This is a genomic window from Streptomyces sp. NPDC055140, from assembly GCF_053607285.1.
Map to the genome: position 1 here is coordinate 84,894 of NZ_JBSGTG010000025.1, position 22,797 is coordinate 107,690.

At 70.1% G+C, this 22,797-nt stretch carries 14 protein-coding genes and 1 pseudogene; 7 read left to right on the top strand and 8 right to left on the bottom strand.

Features of this window, described 5'->3' with window-relative positions; translation table 11 throughout:
- The first annotated feature begins 412 nt into the window (after positions 1–412).
- Entirely contained in the window at positions 413–1,000 is a 588-nt protein-coding gene (locus tag ACWFR4_RS35985; protein ID WP_453656090.1) for a hypothetical protein, read from the top strand.
- Positions 1,000–2,742 (top strand): FG-GAP-like repeat-containing protein, encoded by a 1,743-nt coding sequence (locus tag ACWFR4_RS35990; RefSeq protein WP_453656091.1) that lies wholly within the window; start codon positions 1,000–1,002, stop codon positions 2,740–2,742. Before ACWFR4_RS35985 ends, ACWFR4_RS35990 begins: the two co-directional genes overlap by 1 nt.
- Positions 2,743–3,170: 428 nt before the next feature.
- Here ACWFR4_RS35990 and ACWFR4_RS35995 read toward each other — a convergent pair whose 3' ends face one another.
- Complete coding sequence (locus tag ACWFR4_RS35995) at positions 3,171–4,181, bottom strand: NAD-dependent epimerase/dehydratase family protein (protein WP_453656092.1); 1,011 nt, start codon at positions 4,179–4,181, stop codon at positions 3,171–3,173.
- 937 nt (positions 4,182–5,118) lie between these two features.
- On the opposite strand from ACWFR4_RS35995, the gene ACWFR4_RS36000 reads away from it, so the two are divergent.
- On the top strand, positions 5,119–6,987 hold the full coding sequence (locus ACWFR4_RS36000; protein WP_453656093.1) for a glycoside hydrolase family 2 protein: 1,869 nt from the start codon (positions 5,119–5,121) through the stop codon (positions 6,985–6,987).
- Complete coding sequence (locus ACWFR4_RS36005) at positions 6,987–8,186, top strand: extracellular solute-binding protein (protein ID WP_453656094.1); 1,200 nt, start codon at positions 6,987–6,989, stop codon at positions 8,184–8,186. Before ACWFR4_RS36000 ends, ACWFR4_RS36005 begins: the two co-directional genes overlap by 1 nt.
- Here the strand turns inward: ACWFR4_RS36005 and ACWFR4_RS36010 are convergent.
- Genes ACWFR4_RS36010 through ACWFR4_RS36035 form a run of 6 tightly spaced genes read right to left on the bottom strand, consistent with a single transcriptional unit; the run spans position 8,158 to position 16,262 of the window.
- Positions 8,158–8,493, bottom strand: a complete 336-nt coding sequence (locus ACWFR4_RS36010; RefSeq protein ID WP_453461234.1) for a nucleotide pyrophosphohydrolase — start codon at positions 8,491–8,493, stop codon at positions 8,158–8,160. The genes ACWFR4_RS36005 and ACWFR4_RS36010 overlap by 29 nt on opposite strands.
- A 22-nt stretch (positions 8,494–8,515) precedes the next feature.
- On the bottom strand, positions 8,516–9,085 hold the full coding sequence (locus ACWFR4_RS36015) for a DUF7158 domain-containing protein (RefSeq protein WP_453656095.1): 570 nt from the start codon (positions 9,083–9,085) through the stop codon (positions 8,516–8,518).
- Positions 9,082–13,173, bottom strand: coding sequence for a glycoside hydrolase family 38 N-terminal domain-containing protein (locus tag ACWFR4_RS36020; RefSeq protein ID WP_453656096.1), 4,092 nt, complete (start codon positions 13,171–13,173; stop codon positions 9,082–9,084). The genes ACWFR4_RS36015 and ACWFR4_RS36020 overlap by 4 nt, the downstream gene beginning before the upstream one ends.
- A 4-nt stretch (positions 13,174–13,177) precedes the next feature.
- On the bottom strand, positions 13,178–13,999 hold the full coding sequence (locus ACWFR4_RS36025; protein WP_453461243.1) for a carbohydrate ABC transporter permease: 822 nt from the start codon (positions 13,997–13,999) through the stop codon (positions 13,178–13,180).
- Positions 13,999–14,907 carry a carbohydrate ABC transporter permease gene (locus ACWFR4_RS36030; RefSeq protein ID WP_453656117.1) on the bottom strand — a complete coding sequence of 303 codons (909 nt, stop codon included), beginning with the start codon at positions 14,905–14,907 and terminating at the stop codon, positions 13,999–14,001. The genes ACWFR4_RS36025 and ACWFR4_RS36030 overlap by 1 nt, the downstream gene beginning before the upstream one ends.
- A gap of 2 nt (positions 14,908–14,909) precedes the next feature.
- Positions 14,910–16,262 (bottom strand): extracellular solute-binding protein, encoded by a 1,353-nt coding sequence (locus ACWFR4_RS36035; RefSeq protein WP_453461249.1) that lies wholly within the window; start codon positions 16,260–16,262, stop codon positions 14,910–14,912.
- Between the two features lie 229 nt (positions 16,263–16,491).
- On the opposite strand from ACWFR4_RS36035, the gene ACWFR4_RS36040 reads away from it, so the two are divergent.
- Together ACWFR4_RS36040 and ACWFR4_RS36045 are read left to right on the top strand one after the other, a co-directional pair.
- Positions 16,492–18,501, top strand: a complete 2,010-nt coding sequence (locus ACWFR4_RS36040; RefSeq protein WP_453461252.1) for a GxGYxYP domain-containing protein — start codon at positions 16,492–16,494, stop codon at positions 18,499–18,501.
- A 569-nt stretch (positions 18,502–19,070) separates the two neighbouring features.
- Positions 19,071–19,844: a polysaccharide deacetylase family protein gene (locus ACWFR4_RS36045; RefSeq protein WP_453656097.1), complete on the top strand. Its 774-nt coding sequence runs from the start codon at positions 19,071–19,073 to the stop codon at positions 19,842–19,844.
- A 471-nt stretch (positions 19,845–20,315) separates the two neighbouring features.
- On the opposite strand, the pseudogene ACWFR4_RS36050 reads toward ACWFR4_RS36045, so the two are convergent.
- Positions 20,316–20,551 (bottom strand): annotated as a pseudogene (locus ACWFR4_RS36050) (transposase family protein); the annotation flags it as partial.
- A gap of 228 nt (positions 20,552–20,779) precedes the next feature.
- Here ACWFR4_RS36050 and ACWFR4_RS36055 point away from each other — a divergent pair.
- A complete protein-coding gene (locus tag ACWFR4_RS36055; RefSeq protein WP_453656098.1) occupies positions 20,780–22,750 on the top strand; it encodes a potassium transporter Kup in 1,971 nt (656 codons plus the stop codon).
- Positions 22,751–22,797: the final 47 nt, after the last annotated feature.

Sequence of the window (22,797 nt, forward strand, 5' to 3'; positions counted from 1 at the left end):
GGAGGGTCGGTATCTGGGCAGCGCGGATTGACCGACGTACGTCCGGAGGGCCCAGGCCAATGAGGCCTTCCGGGCATGCGTCGGGCGGTTCTGGATTCCTCTTCGTGGGCGGATGATTTCTAGTCAGCCGTACATGACCATGTCAAGGATGGGAATCAAACGGGCAGTTGGGAACCTGGTCGGACAGATCACCTCGCTGGGACCACTGATTTCCCGTTCAGCCCCGGGAAGACGGCCATCACAATTCGCGCCGTCCCATTCGCCCGCTTGTTCCGGGCACTGGAACGGCCGCGCCCCCGTGGGGTATAACCGCCCGGTTCTCCGCCGAGCGCGACGCATTCGCGCGAGGAATGCTCGCCTCACGAAAGCCAGGCCCATGCCACCGTCCGAACAGTCAGAACCGACCGAACCCATGGAAGCGGACGTAACGACCACGGAAGAAGAGGAGGCACCCGGCGAAGCCGCGGGCACCGAGGGCGCGAAGGAGGCGAAGTCCTCGGACGAGTCCAAGAACGCCCAAGACGCCGAGGATGCCGAGAAGGGCAAGGGCGCCAAGAGTGGCAAGGGAGTTGACCGACGTGGCATAGCCGCCTGTGGCGTGCTGCTCGCCGCCTGTGCCGGGCTCGTTCTCTACGGCGTGCTCGACACCGAGGAGAAGCCCGAGCGACACGTTCCGACCGCCTCCGTGACCTATGAGGTGGACGGTGAAGGCAGTGCCGATCTGACCTATCAGGCCCGCAGCGAGGCCGGGACGGCAGTGGCCGTGCGCAAGGTGTCGCTGCCCTGGAGGAAGACGGTGCGTGTGCCGCTCGGCAAGCCGCCCATCGTGACCATCGCCCTCGGCGAGAAGGGCGGGCGGGTGAGCTGCCACCTGGCCATCCGGGGCGAGCACGTGCAAACGGCCACCGCGTTCGGCAAGTTCGGCCGTGCCTCCTGTCAGGGCGAGCTGCCCGCGCCCGAGGTCTCCGAGTCGCCGGTGTCCGCTCAGGGGGAACAGTGATGAACGGAGGAGGCCTCGGCCGTCAGGCCGCCCGTACCGCGCTCGCCGCCGCCGTCGTGCTCAGCGTCATCTCCCTGTCCGGCCGTGCGCAAACCGCCGCGGCGCGGGCCACCGTGCACAAGGGAGCGGTGCACACCATCACGGTCCCCGACGGTGCCCAGCGCGTCCTCGGCGCCCGCTCGACGGAGCCGTTCAGCCTCGGCGACTTCAACACCGCGGCGTCCACCCCCGCCGTGCGTGACTCGATCGCCCAACTCGCCGCCTGGAAACTCGGGTTGTACGGGATCAACCCCGCAGGCAGCATTGTCATGGCGGCCGGTGCCGACAACGGGAAGTTCACTCAGGGCCAGCTGGTGACGATGAACCGGATCTCCGGGCATCGCGACGGCTACCCGACGGAGTGCCCCGGCAACAACCTCTACGGCGACCTGCCCGCCATCCGCACGCTCGCCGCGTCGAAGAACTCATCCGCCAAGGGCGCCGACGTGAACGGCGACGGCCACGCCGACCTGGCCGCCGGCATCCCGAAAGCCACCGCGAACAACCTGGCCGGATCCGGCCAGGTCAGCGTCGTACCCGGCGCCCGGACCTCGCCCTACGCGGCGAACAAGTCCGTCATCACGCAGGAGTCCGAGGGCGTGCCCGGCGGCTCCGAGACCGGCGACGGCTTCGGAGCCGCGACCGCGTACGGCGACCTCGACCACGACGGTTACACCGACCTCGTGGTCGCGTCTCCCGGCGAGGAGGTCACCGCGGGCGCGAGCGACGAGGGCGGCGTCAGCATCCTGCGCGGCACGGCCGACGGGCTCACCGGACAGGCTGGGATGATCAACGAGCCGACGGCGGTGCGTAAGAGCGGCGCGAACTTCGGCTCCGCGCTCGCCACCGGTGACTTCGACGGGGACGGCGGCGACGACATCCTCGCCGTGGCGCCCGGCGCCGGACGCGCCTGGACCATCGACGGGTCCGACCGCGCCTTCTCCACGGCGGCCGCGCTGTCCGACGGGCCCGTACAGGACTCCTCCGTCGCCACCGGGGACTTCGACCACGACGGGTTCGAGGACGCGGCGATCACGTTCCGTACCCCCGCCGGCGAGCGTCCGCTGATTATGCTGCGCGGGTCGTCGAGCGGGCTTCGCACCGCGGAGCCCGCCGTACTCGCGGGCGACGGCGGGCGGTCCCTGGCCGTCGGCGACCTGAACGGCGACGGCTTCGCCGACCTGGTCGTGGGTCGCCCCGACGCGGCAGCCGGCGGCGAGGTCGCCACGTACCACGGCTCGGCGGACGGGCTCACGACGACCGGAGCGGCCGTCATCGCCCGGGATGAGCTCGAACAGCCCGTTGGAGGGGGCGAGTTGGGCGACTCCGTGGCCGTCGGCGAGACGGACGGCGACGGGTACGCCGACGTGCTGGCCGGTGCGCCCGGGGACGACTCCGGCGCGGGGCGGGCGTTCCTGCTGCGCGGTGGCGCGAGCGGGTTGAGCGCGACCGGCGCGGTCGCGTACGTGCAGGGGGCGGGCGGGGTGCCCGGCACCCCCGAGGCGGGCGACCGGTTCGGGTCCGCCGTCACCGTCTCCGATCTCACCGAGGACGGCGTGGCCGACCTCGCGATCGGCGCCGAGGGCGAGAACGCGGGCGACGGGACCGTGATGACCGTGAGCGGCGCGACGGGCGCGTCGTACGGGCCCACCGCGCTCGGCGCGGTTGCAGGTGCGGGTATCGGCGGTGAACTGAGCAGGTGACCCCTGGGCGACACGTCGGCGTCGCCGGAGCCGTCCGAGACGGTCCCGGCCGCCCGCCCGTCGACGGTCGTCGATCCTCCGGTCATCACGCAGGCCGAGTGGAGCGCGGACACGGACTCCAACGGCACGCCCGAGTACGACGACTCGATCAAGGCAGCCGTCATCCCCCAGCGGTACGGTCGCTCCCAGCGCCAGCTCTCGCCGGACGAGGCCGGCCATTGGGGGACCTCGGACACCGGTCACACGGCCTCTTGCGCAACTTCAGGCCTGGAGCACGCAGTTCGAGGCCACAGCTCCGCCCACAGCTGCCCGGCCCGGGCCGGCGCCACCCGCTCGCGCCTCTCCAGCGCATCGAGCAGCGACGAGCGGTCGGGTGTTCGCGGACCCATCGAGCGAACCACTGGTGGAGCCCGATGAGTGTCAGGGGGCTATCGGGTGTTCCGGGTCCGGAGCACGACGGCTTCCTTGTCCGCGTCGATACCGAGCGGGATCTTCCCCTGTCGGTACGGCGCGTCAGCCGGTCCGCGTTCACGCAGCCAGGCCCAGGTATCGGTGACCGTGTCGGCCAGCGGGCGGCAGCGCAGACCGGCCGTGACGGCGCGCGTCGTGGACGCCGACCAGACTCCGGCCATGGCCGGCTGGTCGGGGGCCCAGAACGGCAGTTCGGTCCAGGGTCCGATTTCCTGCTCCAGGAGGAAGTCGTCGTCGGCCCAGGCGAGTTGCGCGCCGGCGCCTGTCACGCGTGCGCAGGTGTCGAGGAGGGTGCCGAGGGTCTCGGTGCCCTGCGGTCCGGCGACGAGGTAGCGGCCCTCGTCTCCCGTCTCGAGGAGCCGGGTGCCGAACGCTGCGATGTCCCGCGCGTCGATCAGCTGGACTGAACGGTCGGGGCCGCCGGGTACGAGGACTTCGCCACCGCGCGCCATGCGTTCCAGCCACCAGAGCAGTCGGCCGGGGACCTCTCGGGGTCCGATGATGAGGCCGGGGTTGAGGATGACCGTGCGGCCCTTGAAATCGGCCTCGACGGCCCGTTCGCAGCCGGCCTTCAGGGCGTTGGGGGGTACGTCCTCGACGGCGGCGTCGGGCGCGCAGGGGTGGCGCTTCGATTCCTCGCCGACGGGCCCGGCAGGCCAGTCGGCGTAGGCGTGGAAGGAGGAGACGAAGAGGTAGGCGTCGGCGTGGCCGCTGAGCGCGCGGGCCGACAGGCCGACGGTGCGGGGGTGTTGACCGCTGGTGTCGATCACGGCGTCCCAGGGGCCGTGTTCCGCGAGCGCGGCGACGTCGGCCGGGTCCTCGCGATCGCCGCGGATGCTGTGCGTGCCGGGGAGGTCCCGACCCGACTTTCCGCGGTTGAACACGGTGACCGTGTGACCGCGTTCGACGGCGTCTTCCACGAAGGCCCGTCCGAGGAATACCGAGCCGCCGATCACGAGAATGCGCATGTTTCGTTCCTTGCCCGTCGAGAGATCGGCCGCCGCGTGGTCACCACAGCCAGCTGTGCCGCGGCCGGGTCGATGTCGGTCCGCGCGCCGAAGCCCGTGCGTGCGTCGGTGATGGCCTAAAGGTAGGCGACACAGCCGGCGTCTGAGGGGGCGGGGCGGGTGGGCAGGGGGTCGAGGGTGACGGTCCAGCCGGTGGCGGTGGCGGCGGTGTGGGCCGGGGTGGGCCGGTGCCGAGGAGGCGGGTGGCGCGGCCGCGGGGTCGACGACGAGGGCGTCCGGGGTGATGCGGCCGTCGGCCTCTTCGACGTGGAACTCCTTGATCGGCAGGGCCGCTTCCTGCGGAGTCGGTCACGTAGCAGACCTCGAAGAGTGTGCGGCCGGGGACGCTGCGGGCTTCTTGAGGGCTGCCGCGGTGGGTGGACGGCCGGTGCGCCGGTCGGAACACCTCGCCGAGTACCGGCTCCCTGCAACCGGCATCGGCCGCACCGATCCCGGGACCAACGACCGCCCGAGGCCCAGGAACAGCCAGCAGTCCTGTACCAGCTCGAGCCCGGGCGGCTCCTGCGCACACGCGTCCTCGGCGGATTCATCAACGAGTACCGATACGCCGCTTGATCTGCAGCGATGACTTTCCGAGCCCCACAGCCGGGCGTGGGACCAGTCCCGGTGCACGGCTGTCACCCAATCCGTTGTCGTGCAAGGCGCTGCGGCCGGACGTCTCACGGCGCAGGAGTTGACGAGCGCAGCTGTTGTCTGCAGTTGTTCTCTCCTGAGCTGCAGCGTGGCCGCCCCGACGGCCGCGGAGCGTGCGGCAGCGGGCCATACGGGCGGGGCCGCTCGGCGAGTTCGTTCAACTACCTGGCCCGCAAGTCTTTTTAACGATGTAAGTCCTGTGCTGTGATGAGCGCCATCGCTGAGGCCGTCCCAGGAGACAACGATGTCAACTCTGTCTGAAGAACGCCCCCATCCCGATCCCCAGACCGACGTCCCCCGCCCCGAGTACCCTCGCCCCGGCTTCGTCCGGGACGACTGGCTCACTCTCAACGGCACCTGGCAGTTCGCCTTCGACCCGGGCGACAGTGGATTCGAACGCGGCCTGGTCCACTCCGAGTTGCCCGAGCGGATCACCGTCCCCTTCTGCCCGGAGTCGGAGCTGTCGGGCATCGGGGACACCGACTTCCACCAGGCCGTCTGGTACCGCCGCACGGTCCGGATCCCCGAGGACTGGCGGGGCCGGCGTCCCGTCCTGCACTTCGGGGCTGTCGACCACGACGCCACGGTTTGGGTCAACGGGCGTGAAGTGGCCCGCCACAGCGGCGGGTTCACCTCCTTCAGCGCCGACCTCGGCGGCGTGGTGAGCGCGGGCGACGAGGCGGTCGTCGTCGTGCGCGCCAGAGACTCCCGACAGGGCCCGCAGGCCCGTGGCAAGCAGTCCGACCAGTACGCCAACTACAGCTGCCACTACACGCGCACGACCGGAATCTGGCAGCCGGTGTGGCTGGAGCCGGTGGCCGACACGCATCTGGGGCGGCCCCGCATCACGCCGGACCTCGCCGCCGGCTGCTTCCACCTCGAACTTCCCCTGTCCGGCAGCCGCGCGGGCCATCGCATCCGAGGCCGTCTCACCGACGAGCTGGGCACCGTGGTCGAGGCCTCGGTCGCGGCCCACCTCGATCTCGCGCCGCGCCTGGTGCTGCCTCTCCCGGAGGAGCGGCGCAGGACCTGGTCGCCCGAGGACCCGCACCTGTACGAGATCCAGCTCGACGTGGTGAACGGCTCCGGCACCGTCGTCGACAGTGCCCGCTGCACCGCGGGGCTGCGCTCGGTCACCATCGAGGGCAAGCGTGTCCTGCTCAACGGCAAGCCGGTCTTCCAGCGCCTCGTCCTTGACCAGGGCTGGTACCCGGACGGTCTGATGACGGCGCCCGACGACGCCGCGCTGGTCCGTGACATCGAGCTGTCGCTCGCCGCCGGGTTCAACGGGGCCCGCTTGCACCAGAAGGTCTTCGAGGAGCGCTTCCTCCACCACGCGGACCGCCTGGGCTACCTGGTGTGGGGCGAGTTCGGCGACTGGGGCGCGAGCAGCGGCCCGCTGAGCGGCGACAACCAGCAGCAGACCGCCGGCTTCGCTGCCCAGTGGCTGGAGGCCGTCGAGCGGGACTACTCGCACCCCTCGATCATCGGCTGGTGCCCGCTCAACGAGACCCGCCAGCAGCTCCACGACCGGCACACCACGCTCGACGACGCGACCCGTGCGATGTTCCTCGCCACCAAGGCCGCCGACACCTCGCGTCCGGTGCTCGACGCCTCCGGCTACTCCCACCGCGTCGCCGAGACGGACGTCTACGACTCGCACTGCTACGAGCAGGACCCCGAAGCCTTCCGGGAACTGATGGCGGGGCTCGGCAAGAACGCGCCGTTCATCAATCCGCAGGACGAGCCGGGCGACACCGAATGGTCGGTGCCGTACCGCGGACAGCCCTATTTCTGCAGCGAGTTCGGCGGCATCTGGTGGAACCCGGAGGAGGCCGCGGCAGCGGGCGGCGAGGACCGGGACGCCTCGTGGGGATACGGACAGCGGCCCCGGGACGAGGAGGAGTTCCATCAGCGCTTCGCCGGTCTGACCGGGGTGCTCCTGGACGACCCGGACATGTTCGGCTACTGCTACACCCAGCTCACCGACGTGTTCCAGGAGCAGAACGGCGTCTACCGCTTCGACCGCTCCGTCAAGCTCGACGTCGAGCGGGTCCGTGCCGCTCAACTGCGCCCGGCCGCCATCGAGTCGGGCGCCGAGGGGGCGGCGTGATGGCCGTTTCCCGCAGGAACCTGCTGCGCGGCGCCCTGTTCGGATCCGCAGCGGTCACGACGGCCCCGGCGCTGAGTGCGTGCAGCTCGATCGCCAGCGCGAGCACCGGCACCATCCAGTACTGGAATCCCTTCACCGGCGGCGACGGCGGCCTCATGAAGGAGATGGTGAGCCAGGTCGAGCGCCGGGTGCCCGGGCTGAAGACCACCACCACGGTCCTCGACTGGGGCGCCTCGTACTACACCAAGCTGGCCATGGCCTCGGCCGGCGGCCGCGCACCCGACGTGGCGATCATGCATGCGTCGCGGTTCGCGGGTTACGCGCCGGGCGGGCTGCTCGACCCGTGGGACATGGACCTCTTCCAGGAGTTCGGTGTCACACCGCGGACGCTCAACCCGAAGACGTACAAGCGCGGCACTTACCAGGGCGCTCAGTACGCGCTGCCGCTCGACACCCACCCCTTCGTCGTCTTCTACGACAAGGAGGTGATGGACAAGGCCGAACTGGTCGACAGCGACGGCAAGTTGCTGCCATTCGCGGGGCCCGAGGGCTATCTGGACGCGGCCAAGCGGCTGCGGTCCGTCAACAAGGGCGGGCTCGGCCCGGTGTACGGGCACGTCAACGACACGGCCCAGAACTGGCGGATGTTCTGGTCCCTGTTCACACAGACGGGCGGCGAGTTCGACCTGTCCGGCAAGAAGGCCGCCATCGACCGGGACGCCGCCGTGAAGGTCATCACCTTCATGCAGCAGCTGACCGCGCCCCAGTGCCGGACCATGGACCCCGCCACCTCCGTGGGCTCCTTCGCCAGTCGCAAGGCCCCGTTCATCTTCACCGGCGAGTGGGACTCGGCCGCGTTCAGCCAGATCAAGGGGATCGAGCTGGGCGCCGCGCCCTTCCCGCAGATCTACGACAGGCCCGCGTCCTGGGCCGACAGCCACATGTTCGTCCTGCCGCACCAGGACAACCCCGATCCGGAGCGGCGGCGTACCACGCACCGCCCCCGGCATGGTCGGGTACTTGTCCAGGTAGGCCACGTGCGCGTCGTCCTCGTAGACCGTTTCGTGCCGGTGCTCCGGGTCCCCCGCGACGTAGGCGCAGATGTAGCAGGGGCCGGTGCGCGCACGGGCGACGTACGCGTCAAGGTCCATGTCCTCCCGTTTCAACCGCTCACCCTTCCGCGGGAAGCCGCGCGCTGATGGTCTGCTCCAGCTCCGTCATCGTGCGGCCGAAGGCGGCCCGCAGGTCCACGTCGTAACGGTGCGCCAGGATCAGCACGGACCACAGGCAGTCGGTCAGTTCGTGCTCGAGCGCCTGCCGCCCGCCGGGCATCTCCCGGGCGCCTTCCTCGGCCATCACCAGTTTGGCGGGGTCTCCGACGTCGCCCATGAAGCCGAGCATGAACTCCTCGCGGGTCCGCACCCGCCCTCGTTCGTGCAGGTTCAGCTCGTCGTACAGGTCGTGGATCCGTCGTGCTCGCTGCAGCAGCTCGTCGAGCTCGGCCACAGACACCTCCCGCTCATCGGGTCTAGTGACGATGCGTGGCGTCCGCGTGCCGGGGGTCCGCGGGGTGCTCGAAGCCGGGCATCAGGGTCACCGATTCGGCGTGGCGGCGTTCCAGCCACAGTGTGAAATGGCGGTCGGCGGCTGCCTGGTGGAGTTCGTCCTCGATGGCGAGGCGCGCCGCTTCGAAGGGGCCGGGGTGCAGGTCGCGGTTGCGGGCGTAGTAGTCGCGGACTGCGGACTCCGGCACGGCGACGTCGGCGGTGACCTGGGCCCGTACCGCGGAGGCCACCGGCAGCGACGTCAGGACCGCCGCCGCCACGCCGCCCATCCGCAAGGCGTCGACCAGGCTCAACTCACCCTTGCTGTCCAGTGGTTGAAGTGGCAGGTTCAGCATCGCCGCCTCCTCTTCGACGACCGCCTCGTACGTCATGACCTGGACCACCCAGCGGCGCAGGTTGCGCGCGTCCGCTGTTCCGGGGCGGGGCAGGCGGGGGGCCAGGGGGCCGCTTCGGAGTGTGGCCACTCTGGCCTCCACCTCGGCCTCGCCGAGGGTCCGGTCACCGACGACGGCCGCGATGTGAGTGTGTGTCACGGGGCGACCTCGATCTCGACCGCCTCGGTGTAGTGCAGATGGCCCGCGGCGGCCAGTTTGACGACCGCCCACCAGCGGCCGGGCCGGGTGCCGGCGGGGACGGACACCGGGAAGCTCAGAGTGTGCTCCCCCCGCGCCGGTACCTCCGCGCCCGTGTTCCACCGCGGGAACAGGTCGAACGTCTGCCAGGGGCTGATGAGCTGGGCCTGGACGTGGACCGGTGTGCGGGCGTCCGATGTCAGGTGGACGTCGAGCGTGCCCGCCTCTCCCGGGGCCAGGCGCAGGGCCGTCGTCCGGAGGGTCGCCACCGGCTCGGCCGGCGGCGCCTCGCCGATCCGGACGCGGGTCACGTCCTCGAAGGTCTGTCCGTCGTACGTCGTGCGCGCCCGCAGCCAGTACGTTCCCGGTTCCGCCGACGGGGGTGGCGTGACACGCGTCTCGCGTGCGAGGTGGCCGCCCGGCTCGAGGTCGTACGGCACCGCTGTCGTGTCCGCCGACCAGCCCTCCGGGAGCAGGAGCTGGACCTCTCCGGCGGTGGATGCCTCAGTGAGGCTCGAAGCCACGGTGAGCGTGACGTCGCCCGCGCCGTGCAGCACCTGCGGGTGCAGATGGACGGCCACGGGCAGGTTCCCGGCCGGGGCCGGGCCGGTGTTGTGCAGCCAGTAGCGGGTGAACACCGGCTGGTCGGGCTCGCGGCCCGGCTCCACCCCGCCACGCCGCTCGGAGAGTGGGGCGACGACCGTCGCGATGTCCATGCCGCCGAGGTCGACGGTGAGTCCGGCGAGGGGTGCTTCCGGGCGCTCCAGCAGGGTGGCGCTGCGGACGTCGGTGAGCGGGAGGTCCGTGGCGAGACGGGCCTGGACCGGCCGGCCGGTCGCCTCGTAGAGCCGCATCGTCAACCCTGATACGGGTTCCGGGAGTTCACCCTCCGCCAGGGCGTTGCCCGTGGGCTTGAGCGCGCTGAGGACGACCTGGCCCGCCGGTTCCACCGCGAGGAACGACCGGGTCTCCGGCTGGCCCGGGCGTTCGCCGCGTACCGCCCGCAGCGGGTGGTTGACGTCGTGGGCACGCGGGACCACGCTCTGCGCGCGCCAGTCGCCCGGGCCTGCCATGAGCGTGTAGTCGAAGGAGTGGGTCCAGTGCTGCTGCTGGAACGTGGAGCCGTCCGGGTGGGTGCGGCGCGGCGGGTCGATCCAGACGCCGGACGGCCAGCCGGTGCACGAGCGCATCAGCGACAGGTGCAGGGCGCCTCCGGAGTCCACCGCGAAGCCGGGAACGCCCCGGTTGACGAGGGCGACCGTGTAGTCGTCGAGCGATGGTTCGGTGAGCGGGCCGCCGTGCGCGACCTCGATCGTCGCGTCGTCCAGGTCCGCGACCAGGTCGTCCATCGCGCCCTCGCCGGCCACGACGAGCACCGGCAGCGCGTGTGCGGCGCGCAGGTCGGCTCCCGGCACCCACACCTTCTCCAGCGGACTGTCGGCCGGCACCCAGAGGCGGGCCCGGCCGGTCGCCGCGAGCTGTGCGGCGAACGCGTCGGCGTACTCCCCCGTCAGCGCCTCGGCGGTGAACGGGTTTTCGTCCGGGCCGCCGAGGGCGATGCGTACGTCGGGGAGGTTGGAGTCCACGGCGAGGTCGCCGTAGCGGGCGCCGGGCGCGGCCGAGCAGGTGCTGGTCACGCCCGCCTTCACCAGGGCGACGGCGAGGTCCTTGGCGCCGGCGCCGTCGGGCGTGACGATCTCCGCGATGCCGATGGCGCGGGACCCGTCGGGGAGGCGGACGCGGGCGGTGGACGACAGGGCGAACCAGTTGTTCGCCGGGTTGTCGAGGGTCCAGGGATGCTCAGCCGAGTCGACGTCGACCAGGCCGAAGCCGCGCCCGATGACGGCGTTCGCGACCTCGCTGACCGGCAGGGCGCCGGGCACCCGCACCGGCCAGCGCAACCGCAGCAGCCGGTCGGCCCCGTCGAACGTGTCGATGTGCGTGACGCCGTCGAGACGGTCGACGCCGTGCCAGAGGGTGAGGGTCTGCGTGTACCGCACCGGGCCGACCGTGCCGGTCACCGTGATCCGCTCCCCGAGCACGGATGTCTCGGTGTGCACCGACGAGGCGGGGGCGGACGCCGAGCCGGTGACGGCCCCGTTGGGCACGAGGTGCCAGGGGCCCTCGTGGTAGCGGGGGTGCGCCGGGTACTCCTCGTAGACCAGGAGTTCGTTGCCGACGCGGCCGGCCTGGAGCAGTTCGCGGCCTTCGACGGTCAGCCGGGAGACGCAGCCGCCGCGTCGCGGGTCCACTTCGAGGACGTGCGTGGAGTTGGCGATGCGGGTCGTGCCGTCGGGCGTGGGCGCCCAGTGCGCTGCCGTGCGGGAGGGGCGGGGGCGGAAGGTGCGGTAGCCGAGCGGCGGGATGTCGGCGGCGAGGAAGACGACGTCGGCCTCGGCGAGCGACCCGTCCTCGTGGTGGCTCGCGTGTTCCAGAACGAGGGGCGTGCCGTCCGTCAACTCCCAGCCGTGGAAGCCGGGTTCGGGGTGAGTGAGGCGGATGCGGACGAGGTCGGTGCGCGGCCACGCCGACGGGTTGAAGACGGTCACCGTGTCCTCGGCGGCGGGGCCGAGGCGGCGCAGCGAGACATCGAGGACATCACGTCCCGTGTCGTACGCCTCCCGCCAGCTGGTGAGCAGGTCCAGGTAGACCTGGTCGGACTCGGAGCCGGTGATCGCGTCGTGGTGGGCGCCGTACGCGAGCTGCCGCCACGCCTTGTCGATGCGGGCGTGCGGGTAGTCGGCGCCCGTCTCGACGGAGGCGAGGGTGGCGAACGTCTCGGCCTCCGTGAGCAGCGACTCGGCGGCGCGCTGCGCCTGCTTGGTGTCGATGAACGACACGTCCTTACCGGTGTAGACGGGGTTCATGTCCCGGGTCTGCGGCGAGGGTTCGGTCAGCTCGCCGCGGACGGCCGCGAAGAACTCGCTCGGCAGGGCGCACTTCAGGCGCGGCCAGGTGTAGCGGGCGGCGAAGTCCCGGTGGATCTCGGTGACCCACCGGTTGGGCGGGGTGTAGTCGGTGCCGACCGGGAGGAGCAGGTTGCGGGTCGCGGCGACGTTCTTCATCAGCCGGTACAGCTCCAGGACGGCTTCCTCGGCCTCGGCGAGGCTGGTGGCGGAGTCCATCCACCAGCCGGCGCTGTAGTGGGCCGGCATGTAGTGGGTGAGGACGCCGCGGCCGCTGGGCGAGAGCCACTCGAACTCGGCGGGGAACTGCATCGTGGACGGGTCGCCCCAGCCGTCCTGTTCCCGGTCGCGGTCGGTGAGCATCGGGCCCCACTGGTGGTGCGGGCCGCGTGCCCATGACGACGAGGTGAGCCCGGCGTCGGCGGCGAGGCCGGGGAACTGCGGGTCGTGCCCGAACACGTCCAGCTGCCAGGCGGTCTGCGGGTCGCCGCCCATGATGCCGCGCTGGAAGCCGATGCCGTACACGAGGTTGCGGACGGTCGACTCGGCGGAGGTGAGGTTGGTGTTGGGCTCGTTGTAGGTGCCGCCCATCAGCTCGACGCGGCCTTCCGCGAGCAGCCGGCGCAGCAGGGCGCGGTCCTCGGGGTGGGCGTCCCAGTACGGCTTGAGGTAGTCGACCTCGGCCAGCACGAACCGGTAGTCGGGGTCGCGGCGCGCGGTCTGCAGGTGCAGCCGCATCAGTTCGAAGCCGGTGTACTGCCAGTCGATACGGAACTGCTGCGCCGTGTCGCCCGCGTCGTCCCAGGTGGTGGTGTACGCGGCCTGGGTGTTCCACCACACCGGGTCGTAGTGGAAGTGCGGCACCATCCACACCGTCCAGCCCGGCTCGGACACGGTCAGTTCGGCGTGTGCCACCTGGTCGCCGGCGGTCACCGTGAGGGGGACCACGGCGCCGGGTGCGGCGTCGCAACGCACCCCGATCTCCACGGGCTGCCCCGGCTCCCCCGGCGCGCTCTCGCCCTGCGCACCGGGGCCGGTGACTACGACCGGGGCGGGCTCGCTGAGCTCGACCCGGACGACCTGCAGGGGGTTGTCAGCGGGACCGACGAACAGGTCGGTCGGCTCGACACCGATGATGCGCACCGTGCTATCCCTTCACCGATCCGGCCATGTTGAACGAGCCGGAGAGGTACTTGTTGACGAGGACGTAGAGCAGGACGGCCGGCGTGGTGTAGATGACGGAGAACGCCGCCAGCTGCCCGTACGCCACCTGGCCGTACTGAGAGAAGAACGAGTAGATGGTGACCGCGGCCGGCTGCTTCTCAGGGGTGTCGAGCAGCACGAACGGGACGAAGAAGTTGCCCCACTGGCCGACAAACACGAAGATCGCGACGACGGCGACGCCCGGCGCCATCAGGGGCGCCACCACGCGGCGCAGTGACTGGACCCAGCCCGCGCCGTCCACCCAGGCGGCCTCCTCCAGGCTGACCGGCACGCCGTCCATGAAGTTCTTCATCATCCATATGGCGAACGGCAGCGCGCTGGCCGTCAGGAACAGCACCATCGCCGGGACGGAGCCGTACAGCTGGAAGCGGAAGAACATCGCGTAGACCGGCACCATGATCGCGGTGAGCGGCAGGCCCGTGGAGAACAGCAGCGTGAGCATGAAGTGCCGTTTGTAGCGCAGCCGGTAGCGCGAGAGCGGGTAGGCGGCGAGGCCGGAGACGACGACCGTGAGCAGAGCCGTGGAGCCGGAGATGATCACGGAGTTGAGCAGCGGCCCGTACACCGTGTCCCAGTTCAGGACAGCCTGGAAGTTGGTGAGCGAGAAGGAGAACGACGGCTCGGCCGCCGGCGAGGAGCCGGGCTGCACGGAGGAGAGCAGCACCCACACGAACGGGCCGAGGAAGCAGAGCGTGATCAGTGCGATCACGGCGTGCGACGCGGTGCGCGCGCCCCAGCGGGTCATCAGTCCTCCACCTTGATCAGCCGCAGGTACACCAGCGAAAGCAGCGCGCCGAACAGGAGCATCACCAAGGCGATGGCGCTGCCGTAGCCGACCTCGAAGTACTTGAACGCCTGCTCGTACATGTACAGCGGCGTGGTCTGACTCTCCTCGCCCGGGCCGCCGCCGGTCAGGGCGTAGATCAGGCCGAAGCTCGCGAGGGTCTGCAGCGTGGTCAGCATCAGGTTGGAGAGCACGGAGCGCTGGATCAGCGGCAGGGTGACGCTGAAGAAGGTGCGGCCGGTGGAGGCGCCGTCGACTTTCGCGGCTTCCAGCACGTCACGGGGCACTTCGGACAGGGCCGCCGAGTAGACGAGCATGGAGAACGCGGTGCCGCGCCAGGTGTTGGCGAGGATCACGGCGAGCATCGGCGCGGAGACGAGCCACTCCTGGTGCACACCGAGCACCGAGTTGAGCGTTCCCTTCTCGTCGAGGAACGAGAACCAGCAGGCGGCGGCGACGACTTCGGGGACGACCCAGGCAGCGATGACGACGCCGTTCACCACGCCTCTGACGACCCGGTTCTTGCCACGGAGCACCAGGGCGATCAGCAGGCCGAGCACGTTCTGGCCGAGGACGGCCGAGAACAGCACGAAGACCAGGGTGCGCACCAGCGAGCCGGTGAACGCGTCGTCGCCGAAGAGCCTCGTGAAGTTGTCCAGGCCGATGAAGTGCGAGTTCACGGAGGCCGACCCGGTGAGGGTCTCGTTGGTGAAGGCGATCCAGACGCTCCACAGGACCGGCCCCACCAGGAACACCGCGATCAGGACCAGAGCCGGCGCGAGCGGCAGGAGCCACCGCAGCGAGCGGCGGCCCGGCGACGGCGACGGCGTCTTCGCCGGGGTGCGCGTCGCCGGGGCGGAGACGGTCATCGTCATGAGGTCGAGACAACGTTGTCGGCACCGACGATCCGGCTCACTTCCTGGGCGTACCGCTGCGCCGCGTCCGCCGGGGAACTGCTTCCGGTGGTGACCGCCTCCATCGCCTCCTGGATCTGAGCGGAGACCTTCGGGTACTGCTCGTAGGCGGGCCGGTAGTGGGTGACCTTCGCGAGGTCCGTCCAGAACTCGATCGAGGGGTCGCTCTTGAGGTACGCCGGGTCGGACGCCACGTCCTTGCGGACGGCGAGGTCGCCGGAGCCCTCGGAGTACATGGCGGCGTTCTTCTTGTTCAGCGCCACCGTGATGAAGTCGAAGCCCTTCTGCTTGAGCTTGCTGTACGAGCTGACCGCCATGACCCAACCGCCCGACATACTGACAGCGCCCGGTGCCTCGCCTCCCTGCGTGGGCATCGGGACCCAGCCCATCTTCTTGGTCCACTCCGGCCACGGGTGCGGTCCGGCCGGCTTCCAGGAGCCGGAGATCCAGCCACCGTCCAGGCTGATGCCGAGCTTGCCCTCGGGGAACCACTCGAACAGCGCCTTGTCGGCGAGCTTGGCGTTGAGGGCGTCGGCCTTCTTGGGGCCGAGGTCCTCGCGGTAGATCGTGTCGATGAACTTCAGGGAGTCGGTGAATCCCTTGCTCCGCGCCACCCACTTGCCCTTGTCGAAGAGGGTGCCGCCGGGAGTGCCGTACAGGAGCATCTCGAAGCCCTGCATGGTGGCGCCCTCGCCGTGGATCTTCGCGGAGTACATGCAGAAGGGGGTGACGCCTCGCACCTTGCGCTTGATGGTGCGGGCCGCGTCGAGGATGTCGTCCCAGGTCTTGGGGGCCCAGTTCTCGGGCAGTCCCGCGGACTTGAAGACGTCCTTGTTGTACCAGAGGCCGCGGTTGTCGGTGGAGATCGGGACGCCGTACGTCTTGCCGTCCAGGCCCCGGGCCGCCTGGCGCAGCGACTCGGGGAACTGCTCCTCCCAGTCGGGCCACTTGGCGAGGTAGGAGTCCAGCGGGGCCAGCTTCTTGGCCGCGACGTCGGCGTTGACCTGGAACGTGTCGTGGAAGTAGACGTCAGGGGCGGAACCGGGCGAGCGGTTCAGGAGGGCGAGCTTGGTGTAGTAGTCCTCGCTGCTGCCCTGGACCGGTGTCAGCTTGACGGTGACGCCCTTGTGCGCGGCCTCGTACTCCTTCTTGGCCTCCTTCAGCATCTTCTCCAGGTGCGGCCAGGTCTTCTCCACGCGGTAGAGGACCTCGAGCTCACCCGGCTTGCGGCCGGACCCGCTGCCGCAGCCCGAGACGGCGGCGGTGGCCGCGGCGGCGAGGGAGGCGGCAAGGAGGGTGCGTCTGTTCAACTCATGCTCCCGGTGACCGAGTTACAACGATAGAAAGCCAAGTGCCGCGCACCGTAGATCGGTTGACACAAGGCCGTCAACACTTGGGACGTCATTGCCGGTCAGTGGCAACGAAGTTGGTCCACCGCGGCAGAAATCTGCGCGTACCCATGGACAACATGCCCTCGACCGGCTTACTTTCGCCGACTGTTTACAACGATGTCAGGCTTTCGAGGAGCAGTGATCGTCGATGGTGTCACGAAGAAATCTCCTGCAGGCGGGCGGCGCGGTCCTGGCAGTCGGAGGACTCGGGATCTCCCTGCCGCAACAGGCAGGGGCTGCCGAGCGCGGAGCAGCGGCCCGCCTCCTGCCGTCATTCGGCCGGGCCACCCGGCTCGACGTCGCCGACGTCAGTGAGCTGAACGGCAACGACCAACTGCTGCTGACGACCCTGCAGGGCGTCGTCAACCGGCGCAGCCCACGCCTCTACTTCAACTTCGACAGCGGCGAGGTCGACCTGCGCTGGCTCGCCGGCACCGGCGCGAAGGCCACCCACCACGCCGACGCCCTCGACCTGGTCGGCCGCTACCGCGACGAGGTGCGCGGCGCCGTCCTCATCGACCCCGACGTGCCGGACTCGGTGAATGTCGCGACCACGCTCGCCGGACTCCAGAACGCCGTCGCCGCCACTGCCGAACAGGCGAAGACCCACGGCCTGAAGACCGTCACCGACCTGCGCGGCCGCTTCGACGCCGACGACGTCCTGGCCACCTACCGCTGGCAGCTCGACCACCTCTTCCCACACTGCAGCCACGCGCTGCTGGCCGGCCTGCCGCCGAGCCGGACCGTCAACGTGGCGGGGGTCAAGTGGCGTGAGGTCGCCCGGGAGACCGAGCGGATCCGCGACATCTCCAACCGCAAGGTGCGCACGCTCGACCTCAGCCCGGAACTCGGCGGCGACAACGATGTCTACCTCCGGTTCCAGGACTCCTTCGGGGACGACGGCTGGGGCGCCTCGGTCGCCTCGGTCACCGTGAAGGCGGACGGCAAGGACATCGCCTCCTTCACGCCGGGCACCGACGCCGAGAAGCCGTACCTGTTCGACGGCCTCAACTCCTCCATCGGGGACAAGTCGAACCGGTTCAGCGACGGCGGCGGCTACTTCGTCTACCACTTCACCGCGCCCGCCGGTGCCAAGGAACTCACGGTCGACGTCGACCTGTGGAACCAGTACCTGGTCACCGCCGCCACCACCGCGCCCACCCGCGTCGAACCCTTCCCGTACTTCCGGGACTACGTGGTGGCGAGCAGGGGCATGGTGCTGTGGCTGCCGCCGTCGGGCGACACCGGCAAGCTGCTGGACGAGACGTTCGCCAGGCTCGAGCCCACCACCCCGTACACGGGCTGGTTCTCCAACGACGTGGCCGGCGAGTGGGGCGGCGTCGACCGCGCCTCGCAGCACGGCATCCAGGTCGTGCCCGCCGACTTCTACATGAACGGGACGGTGCACGCCGGCACCGGGGCGAAGATCTCCGACCGGGTACGGCCCCGCCCGAAGGCCGAACTCCACAACCGCGTGTACGTGACGCTGACGGTCGGCGAGGGCGACAACGTCCAGTACTGCCAGCGCCGGATGCGTGACATCTGGGACGACCCGAAGCGCGGCGCCGTCCCCGTCAACTGGACGGTGAGCCCGCTGCTCGCCGACATCGGACCGGCGCTCCTCGCGTACTACCAGAGGACCGCGACCGCCAACGACCTGCTCATCTCCGGTCCGTCAGGGGCGGGTTACACCTACCCTGGATCCTGGCCCGAGGAGGCTCTGGACGCGTACACGGCGCTCAGCGGCCGCTTCCTGCGCCGCACCGGTATGGATCTGGCCTACGCCTACAACCCCCGCAACACCGCGGGCGACGGCTGGATCCCCTTCGACGAGCGGGTCATGGCGTCCTACCGCAAGAACACGCCGGTGCGCGGCGTCATCCAGTCCTGGGAGACCGGCGACCTGCAGGTGCGGCCGGCCGGGATCCCGGTGATCGGCAACTTCTACCCGCAGGGGAAGGGCAAGGAGTTCCGCGACGCGCTGCTCCGGCACATCGAGGGGCGGGACACGTCGAAGCCGATGTTCATCGCCGCCGCGATCAACGCCTGGGACTGGACCCCGAGCGATATCGCGGACCTCGCCGCGCTGCTGGAGGACCCGTTCGAGGTCGTCCGCGGTGACACGTTCTTCTCACTGATGGACCGCAGCCCCATGTGAGGGCTGCCCTCGCATCGCTCGTCCCTCTCCTCATGACGCCGCCCGCGCAGCACTCGGGCGCGGGCGGCGCGGGACGGTGGAGGGGGCACGGGCAGTGGGTCAGCTGTTGCCGGCGGCCAGTTCGCGGCTGCGGTCTCGGGCGGCCTCCAGGGGCGGCGACAAGAGGCTTCTGCCGGACGCACGGCACCGGGAATCCCCCCGCCAGCGTCGTCGGTCGACGTACCTGAACTTCCCGTTGCTGTCGAGCGAAGGCGGTGCGTGTGCTGCGGCATGACGGCGCCCCGCCTACGCGCCGGAGAGCGGGGTGCGCTCAACTGGTGTGCCCTGACAGGCCTGTTGAGCCGGGCCTTCCTGGCCTTCCCTGAAGAACGCAACACAACACAACCGACACATGAAACCGCCGGTGTTGTGGCTTCCTGTTCTGCTGCCGGGCCGCAGGAGTTGTCCGCGAACCTTCCCGGAGTTGTCCGTGATCGGTAACGGACGCATCCGTGGGCATGTGCGTCTCGTCCTGTCCAGTGATCGCAAGGTGATCGGGACCGGTGAGGCACTGCGTGAAGGGGACGGACATGGCGCGGCGGAGCAACGGGCGGGGCTGGAACAGCAAGGTGGTCGGGGCCGCACTCGGGGTGACGTTGCTCGCCACCAGTGCCTCGGTGTGGACCGCGCAGGCCGGTGCCGCGGACGGCTCGTCACCGGAGGCGACCGCCCCGGCCACACCGGGCAGTGACGTGAGACCGACCGCGGTGACCATCGCACACGCCTCGGACGCGGGGACCCGCGGGATCAACATCACCATCGACGACGGTCCCGACCCCGAGTGGACCCCCCAAGTCCTCGACGTGCTGAGGGAGTACGAGGTGAAGGCCACGTTCTGCATGGTGGGCCCGCAGGCCCAGGCGCACCCGGACCTCGTGAAGAAGGTCGTCGCGGCCGGGCACCGGTTGTGCGACCACTCGGTCTCGCACGACACCGCCATGGACAAGAAGTCCGAGGCCTACCAGTCGCAGCAGGTACTCGACGCCGAACGCATGATCACCAGGGCCTCCGGGGGCGTACGGCCGATGTACTACCGGGCACCCGGTGGAGCCTTCACCCCCTACAGCCGCAAGCTCGCCGCTTCCAGGGGCATGCGCCCGCTGGGCTGGAACGTGGACAGCAAGGACTTCGAGCGTCCAGGTACGGACACCATCGTCGCCACCGTCGAACGAGAGCTGCCCAACGGACCGACGCTCCTCTTCCACGACGCGGGCGGCGACCGCTCCCAGACCGTCGAGGCCCTGCGCCGCACTCTCCCCCGCCTCAAGGAACAGGGCTACTCCTTCGGCTTCCCGGTGCGCTGAACCTCGACCCTGGCTCGGTGCTTCGGGGTCGATGCCCGCACGCAGCTGGCACGCAGCCCACAGTGGCATCGCCGCCGACGTCACCCAAGGGAGAAGCCCATAGCTACCGGAAGCCCTCCCACCTGCACGGATGAGGTTCTCGGCAGGGGCACGCCGAACTGCTGTTGCTGCGGAACGAGAACACGGTGCTGCGACGACAGCTCAACGGTCCGCTCCGCTACGAGCCCACGGACCGAGTCCGGCTGGCCGCGCTGTCGTCGCTGATACCCCGCCGCTGCTGGAGGGACGTCTTCCCATCACGCCGGGAACGCTGCTGGCCTGGCACCGCAGGCTGATCGCCGGCACGTACAACCACTCCGACCGGCGCACCGGCTGCCCGCCCACCGCGGCAGCCCTCAAGAAGCTCGTCCTGCGCCTGGCACAGGAGAACCCGCGGCGGGGCCACCGCAGAGTCCGTTGCCATGGTCGCCCGACCTGGTGGTTGGTGGAGTACCGGTGGTTCTTGGACTTCTCAGCGATCGTGTGGTCTCGGATGGGCACCAGGGTGCCGTCCACTATGAGCACGGTGTCCTTTGCGAAACGCGCCGGGGCTGGAGCGCCAGCAGCTGCCCCAGATGGTCGATGACCCGGTCAGCGGCCGACTTCGAGACCCCGAACAGCGAGCCGAGCTGGCGCAACGTCACATTTCTGCGCCAGTAGGCCGCGACTCTCACCTGTGCCACGCCCCACCTCCTCGATCGGGAGGACTTCGGCCTGCCACCCCTCAGATACGACACGGCCACGCCGCCGACGTGCTCCCTGCCGGCCCTGGATTCGCGCCGGCGACCGTCGCCGAGACGAAGTGGCGCCCCTACCGACGATTGCGCCATGGGATCGGTATCGTCCGCCCCGACGCCCCGGTCCGCGGCTCAGCGGCCCGCACGAGGAGGAGCACCATGGCCGATCGCCGACAGGAACCCGCCTCGGATGACGGATCCCCATCGCGGACACTGGACCCCCGTCGGGCGAGCGCCCGAGACACGGTGCGCCTGGCGGTGGTCATCGGTGCTCTCGGCGTGGTCTTCGGCGACATCGGGACCAGCCCGATCTACACGCTGCAAACGGTGTTCAATCCCGACGACCCGCACCCTGTCCCGGTCAGCACGGACAACGTCTACGGGGTGGTCTCACTGGTGTTCTGGTCGGTGATGATCATCGTCACGGTCACCTACGTGCTGCTCGCGATGCGCGCCGACAACGACGGCGAGGGCGGCATCATGGCGCTCATCACCCTGCTGCGACGGTTGAGTTCACAGCGCGGACGCCGGGCCGCCGTCGTCCTGGCCGCGCTCGGCATCTTCGGCGCGTCGCTCTTCTTCGGCGACAGCATGATCACCCCGGCGATCTCGGTGCTGTCCGCGGTCGAAGGACTCAAAGTCGTCGAGCCGTCCCTGGAGGACGCCGTCGTGCCCATCACCGCGGTGATCATCGTCATCCTGTTCCTGGTGCAGCGCAGGGGAACCGCGGCGGTGGGCCGGGTGTTCGGGCCGGTCATGATCGCCTGGTTCGTGGCCATCGGTGCGTGCGGCGTCGTCGGCATCACCGACCACCCGGACATCCTCAAGGCCCTGTCACCGACGTACGCGTTGGGCTTCCTGTTCGGCCACTGGGGTACGGCCTTCTTCGCCCTGGCCGCGATCGTGCTCTCGGTCACCGGCGCCGAGGCGCTCTACGCCGACATGGGGCACTTCGGCCGCCGGGCGATCACCCGAGGCTGGCTGTTCCTCGTACTGCCCGCCTGCGTCCTGAGCTACCTGGGCCAGGGCGCGCTGATCCTCGACGATCCGGCCAACATCAGCAGCCCGTTCTTCCTGCTCGTGCCCGACTGGGGGCGCTGGCCGATGGTCCTCCTGGCTACGGCGGCGACCGTGATCGCCTCCCAGGCCGTGATCACCGGCGCGTACTCGGTCGCCTCCCAGGCGGCCCAGCTGGGCTATCTGCCGAGGCTGCGCATCGCGCACACTTCCGAATCCACCATCGGTCAGATCTACGTCCCCTGGATCAACTGGCTCCTGATGGTCTCGGTCCTCACCCTGGTCTTCGCCTTCCGCAGCTCCGCGGCGCTGGCCTACGCGTTCGGCATGGCGGTCACCGGCACCATCACCATCACCACCCTGCTGTTCTTCTACGTCGCCCGTGCCAGGTGGGGCACGCCTCGGTGGCTGCTCGGCATCGGCGCGGGCGTGCTCCTCTTCGTGGACCTGCTGTTCCTGGCGGCCAACATGACCAAGCTCGTCCACGGCGCGTGGCTGCCGCTGCTGATCGGCCTCACGGCGTTCACCGTCATGACGACCTGGCAGCGGGGCCGCGAGCTGGTCACCGCGGAACGAGCTCGCGCCGAGGGACCGCTGCCCGAGTTCGTCGACGACCTCCGCAGCGGCAAGGCTTCCACGCTCCAGGTCCCCGGCACGGCCGTCTTCCTGAACCGGGGCAAGGAGACCACGCCGCTGGCCATGCGGGCCAACGTCGTGCACAACCATGTCCGGCACGAGCAGGTCGTGATCCTCGCCCTGCAGACCGAGCCGGTGCCCCGTGTCCCGGCCGACCAGCGGGTCGTCGTGGACGACCTCGGCTACGCCGACGACGGGATCGTCCACGTCACCGCCCGGTTCGGCTACATGGAGACACCGGACGTGCCCGGTCTGCTGGCCTCGCTCGACCCGGCCGATACCGAAGGGCCGTTGCAGCTCGACCAGGCGTCCTACTTCCTGTCGAAGATCGAGCTCCGACGCGGGAAGACACCGACGATGGCGCCCTGGCGCAAGCGGCTGTTCATTGCCACCTCCTACATCACGTCCGACGCCGCCGAGTACTTCAGCCTGCCCCGCGACCGCACGGTCATCATGGGCTCGCACATCGAGGTGTAGGCGCGCACCGCGGGAAGCCGGGCCCGTTCGGCCTGCGCGGGGAGCAG

Excerpts from the sequence above, each read along its gene's own strand:
- ACWFR4_RS35985 (WP_453656090.1), top strand. The coding sequence starts at position 413 with ATGGAAGCGGACGTAACGACCACGGAAGAAGAGGAGGCACCCGGCGAA.
- ACWFR4_RS35990 (WP_453656091.1), top strand. The coding sequence starts at position 1,000 with ATGAACGGAGGAGGCCTCGGCCGTCAGGCCGCCCGTACCGCGCTCGCC.
- ACWFR4_RS35995 (WP_453656092.1), bottom strand. The coding sequence starts at position 4,181 with ATGCGCATTCTCGTGATCGGCGGCTCGGTATTCCTCGGACGGGCCTTC.
- ACWFR4_RS36000 (WP_453656093.1), top strand. The coding sequence starts at position 5,119 with ATGTCAACTCTGTCTGAAGAACGCCCCCATCCCGATCCCCAGACCGAC.
- ACWFR4_RS36005 (WP_453656094.1), top strand. The coding sequence starts at position 6,987 with ATGGCCGTTTCCCGCAGGAACCTGCTGCGCGGCGCCCTGTTCGGATCC.
- ACWFR4_RS36025 (WP_453461243.1), bottom strand. The coding sequence starts at position 13,999 with ATGACCCGCTGGGGCGCGCGCACCGCGTCGCACGCCGTGATCGCACTG.
- ACWFR4_RS36030 (WP_453656117.1), bottom strand. The coding sequence starts at position 14,907 with ATGACCGTCTCCGCCCCGGCGACGCGCACCCCGGCGAAGACGCCGTCG.
- ACWFR4_RS36040 (WP_453461252.1), top strand. The coding sequence starts at position 16,492 with ATGGTGTCACGAAGAAATCTCCTGCAGGCGGGCGGCGCGGTCCTGGCA.
- ACWFR4_RS36045 (WP_453656097.1), top strand. The coding sequence starts at position 19,071 with ATGGCGCGGCGGAGCAACGGGCGGGGCTGGAACAGCAAGGTGGTCGGG.
- ACWFR4_RS36055 (WP_453656098.1), top strand. The coding sequence starts at position 20,780 with ATGGCCGATCGCCGACAGGAACCCGCCTCGGATGACGGATCCCCATCG.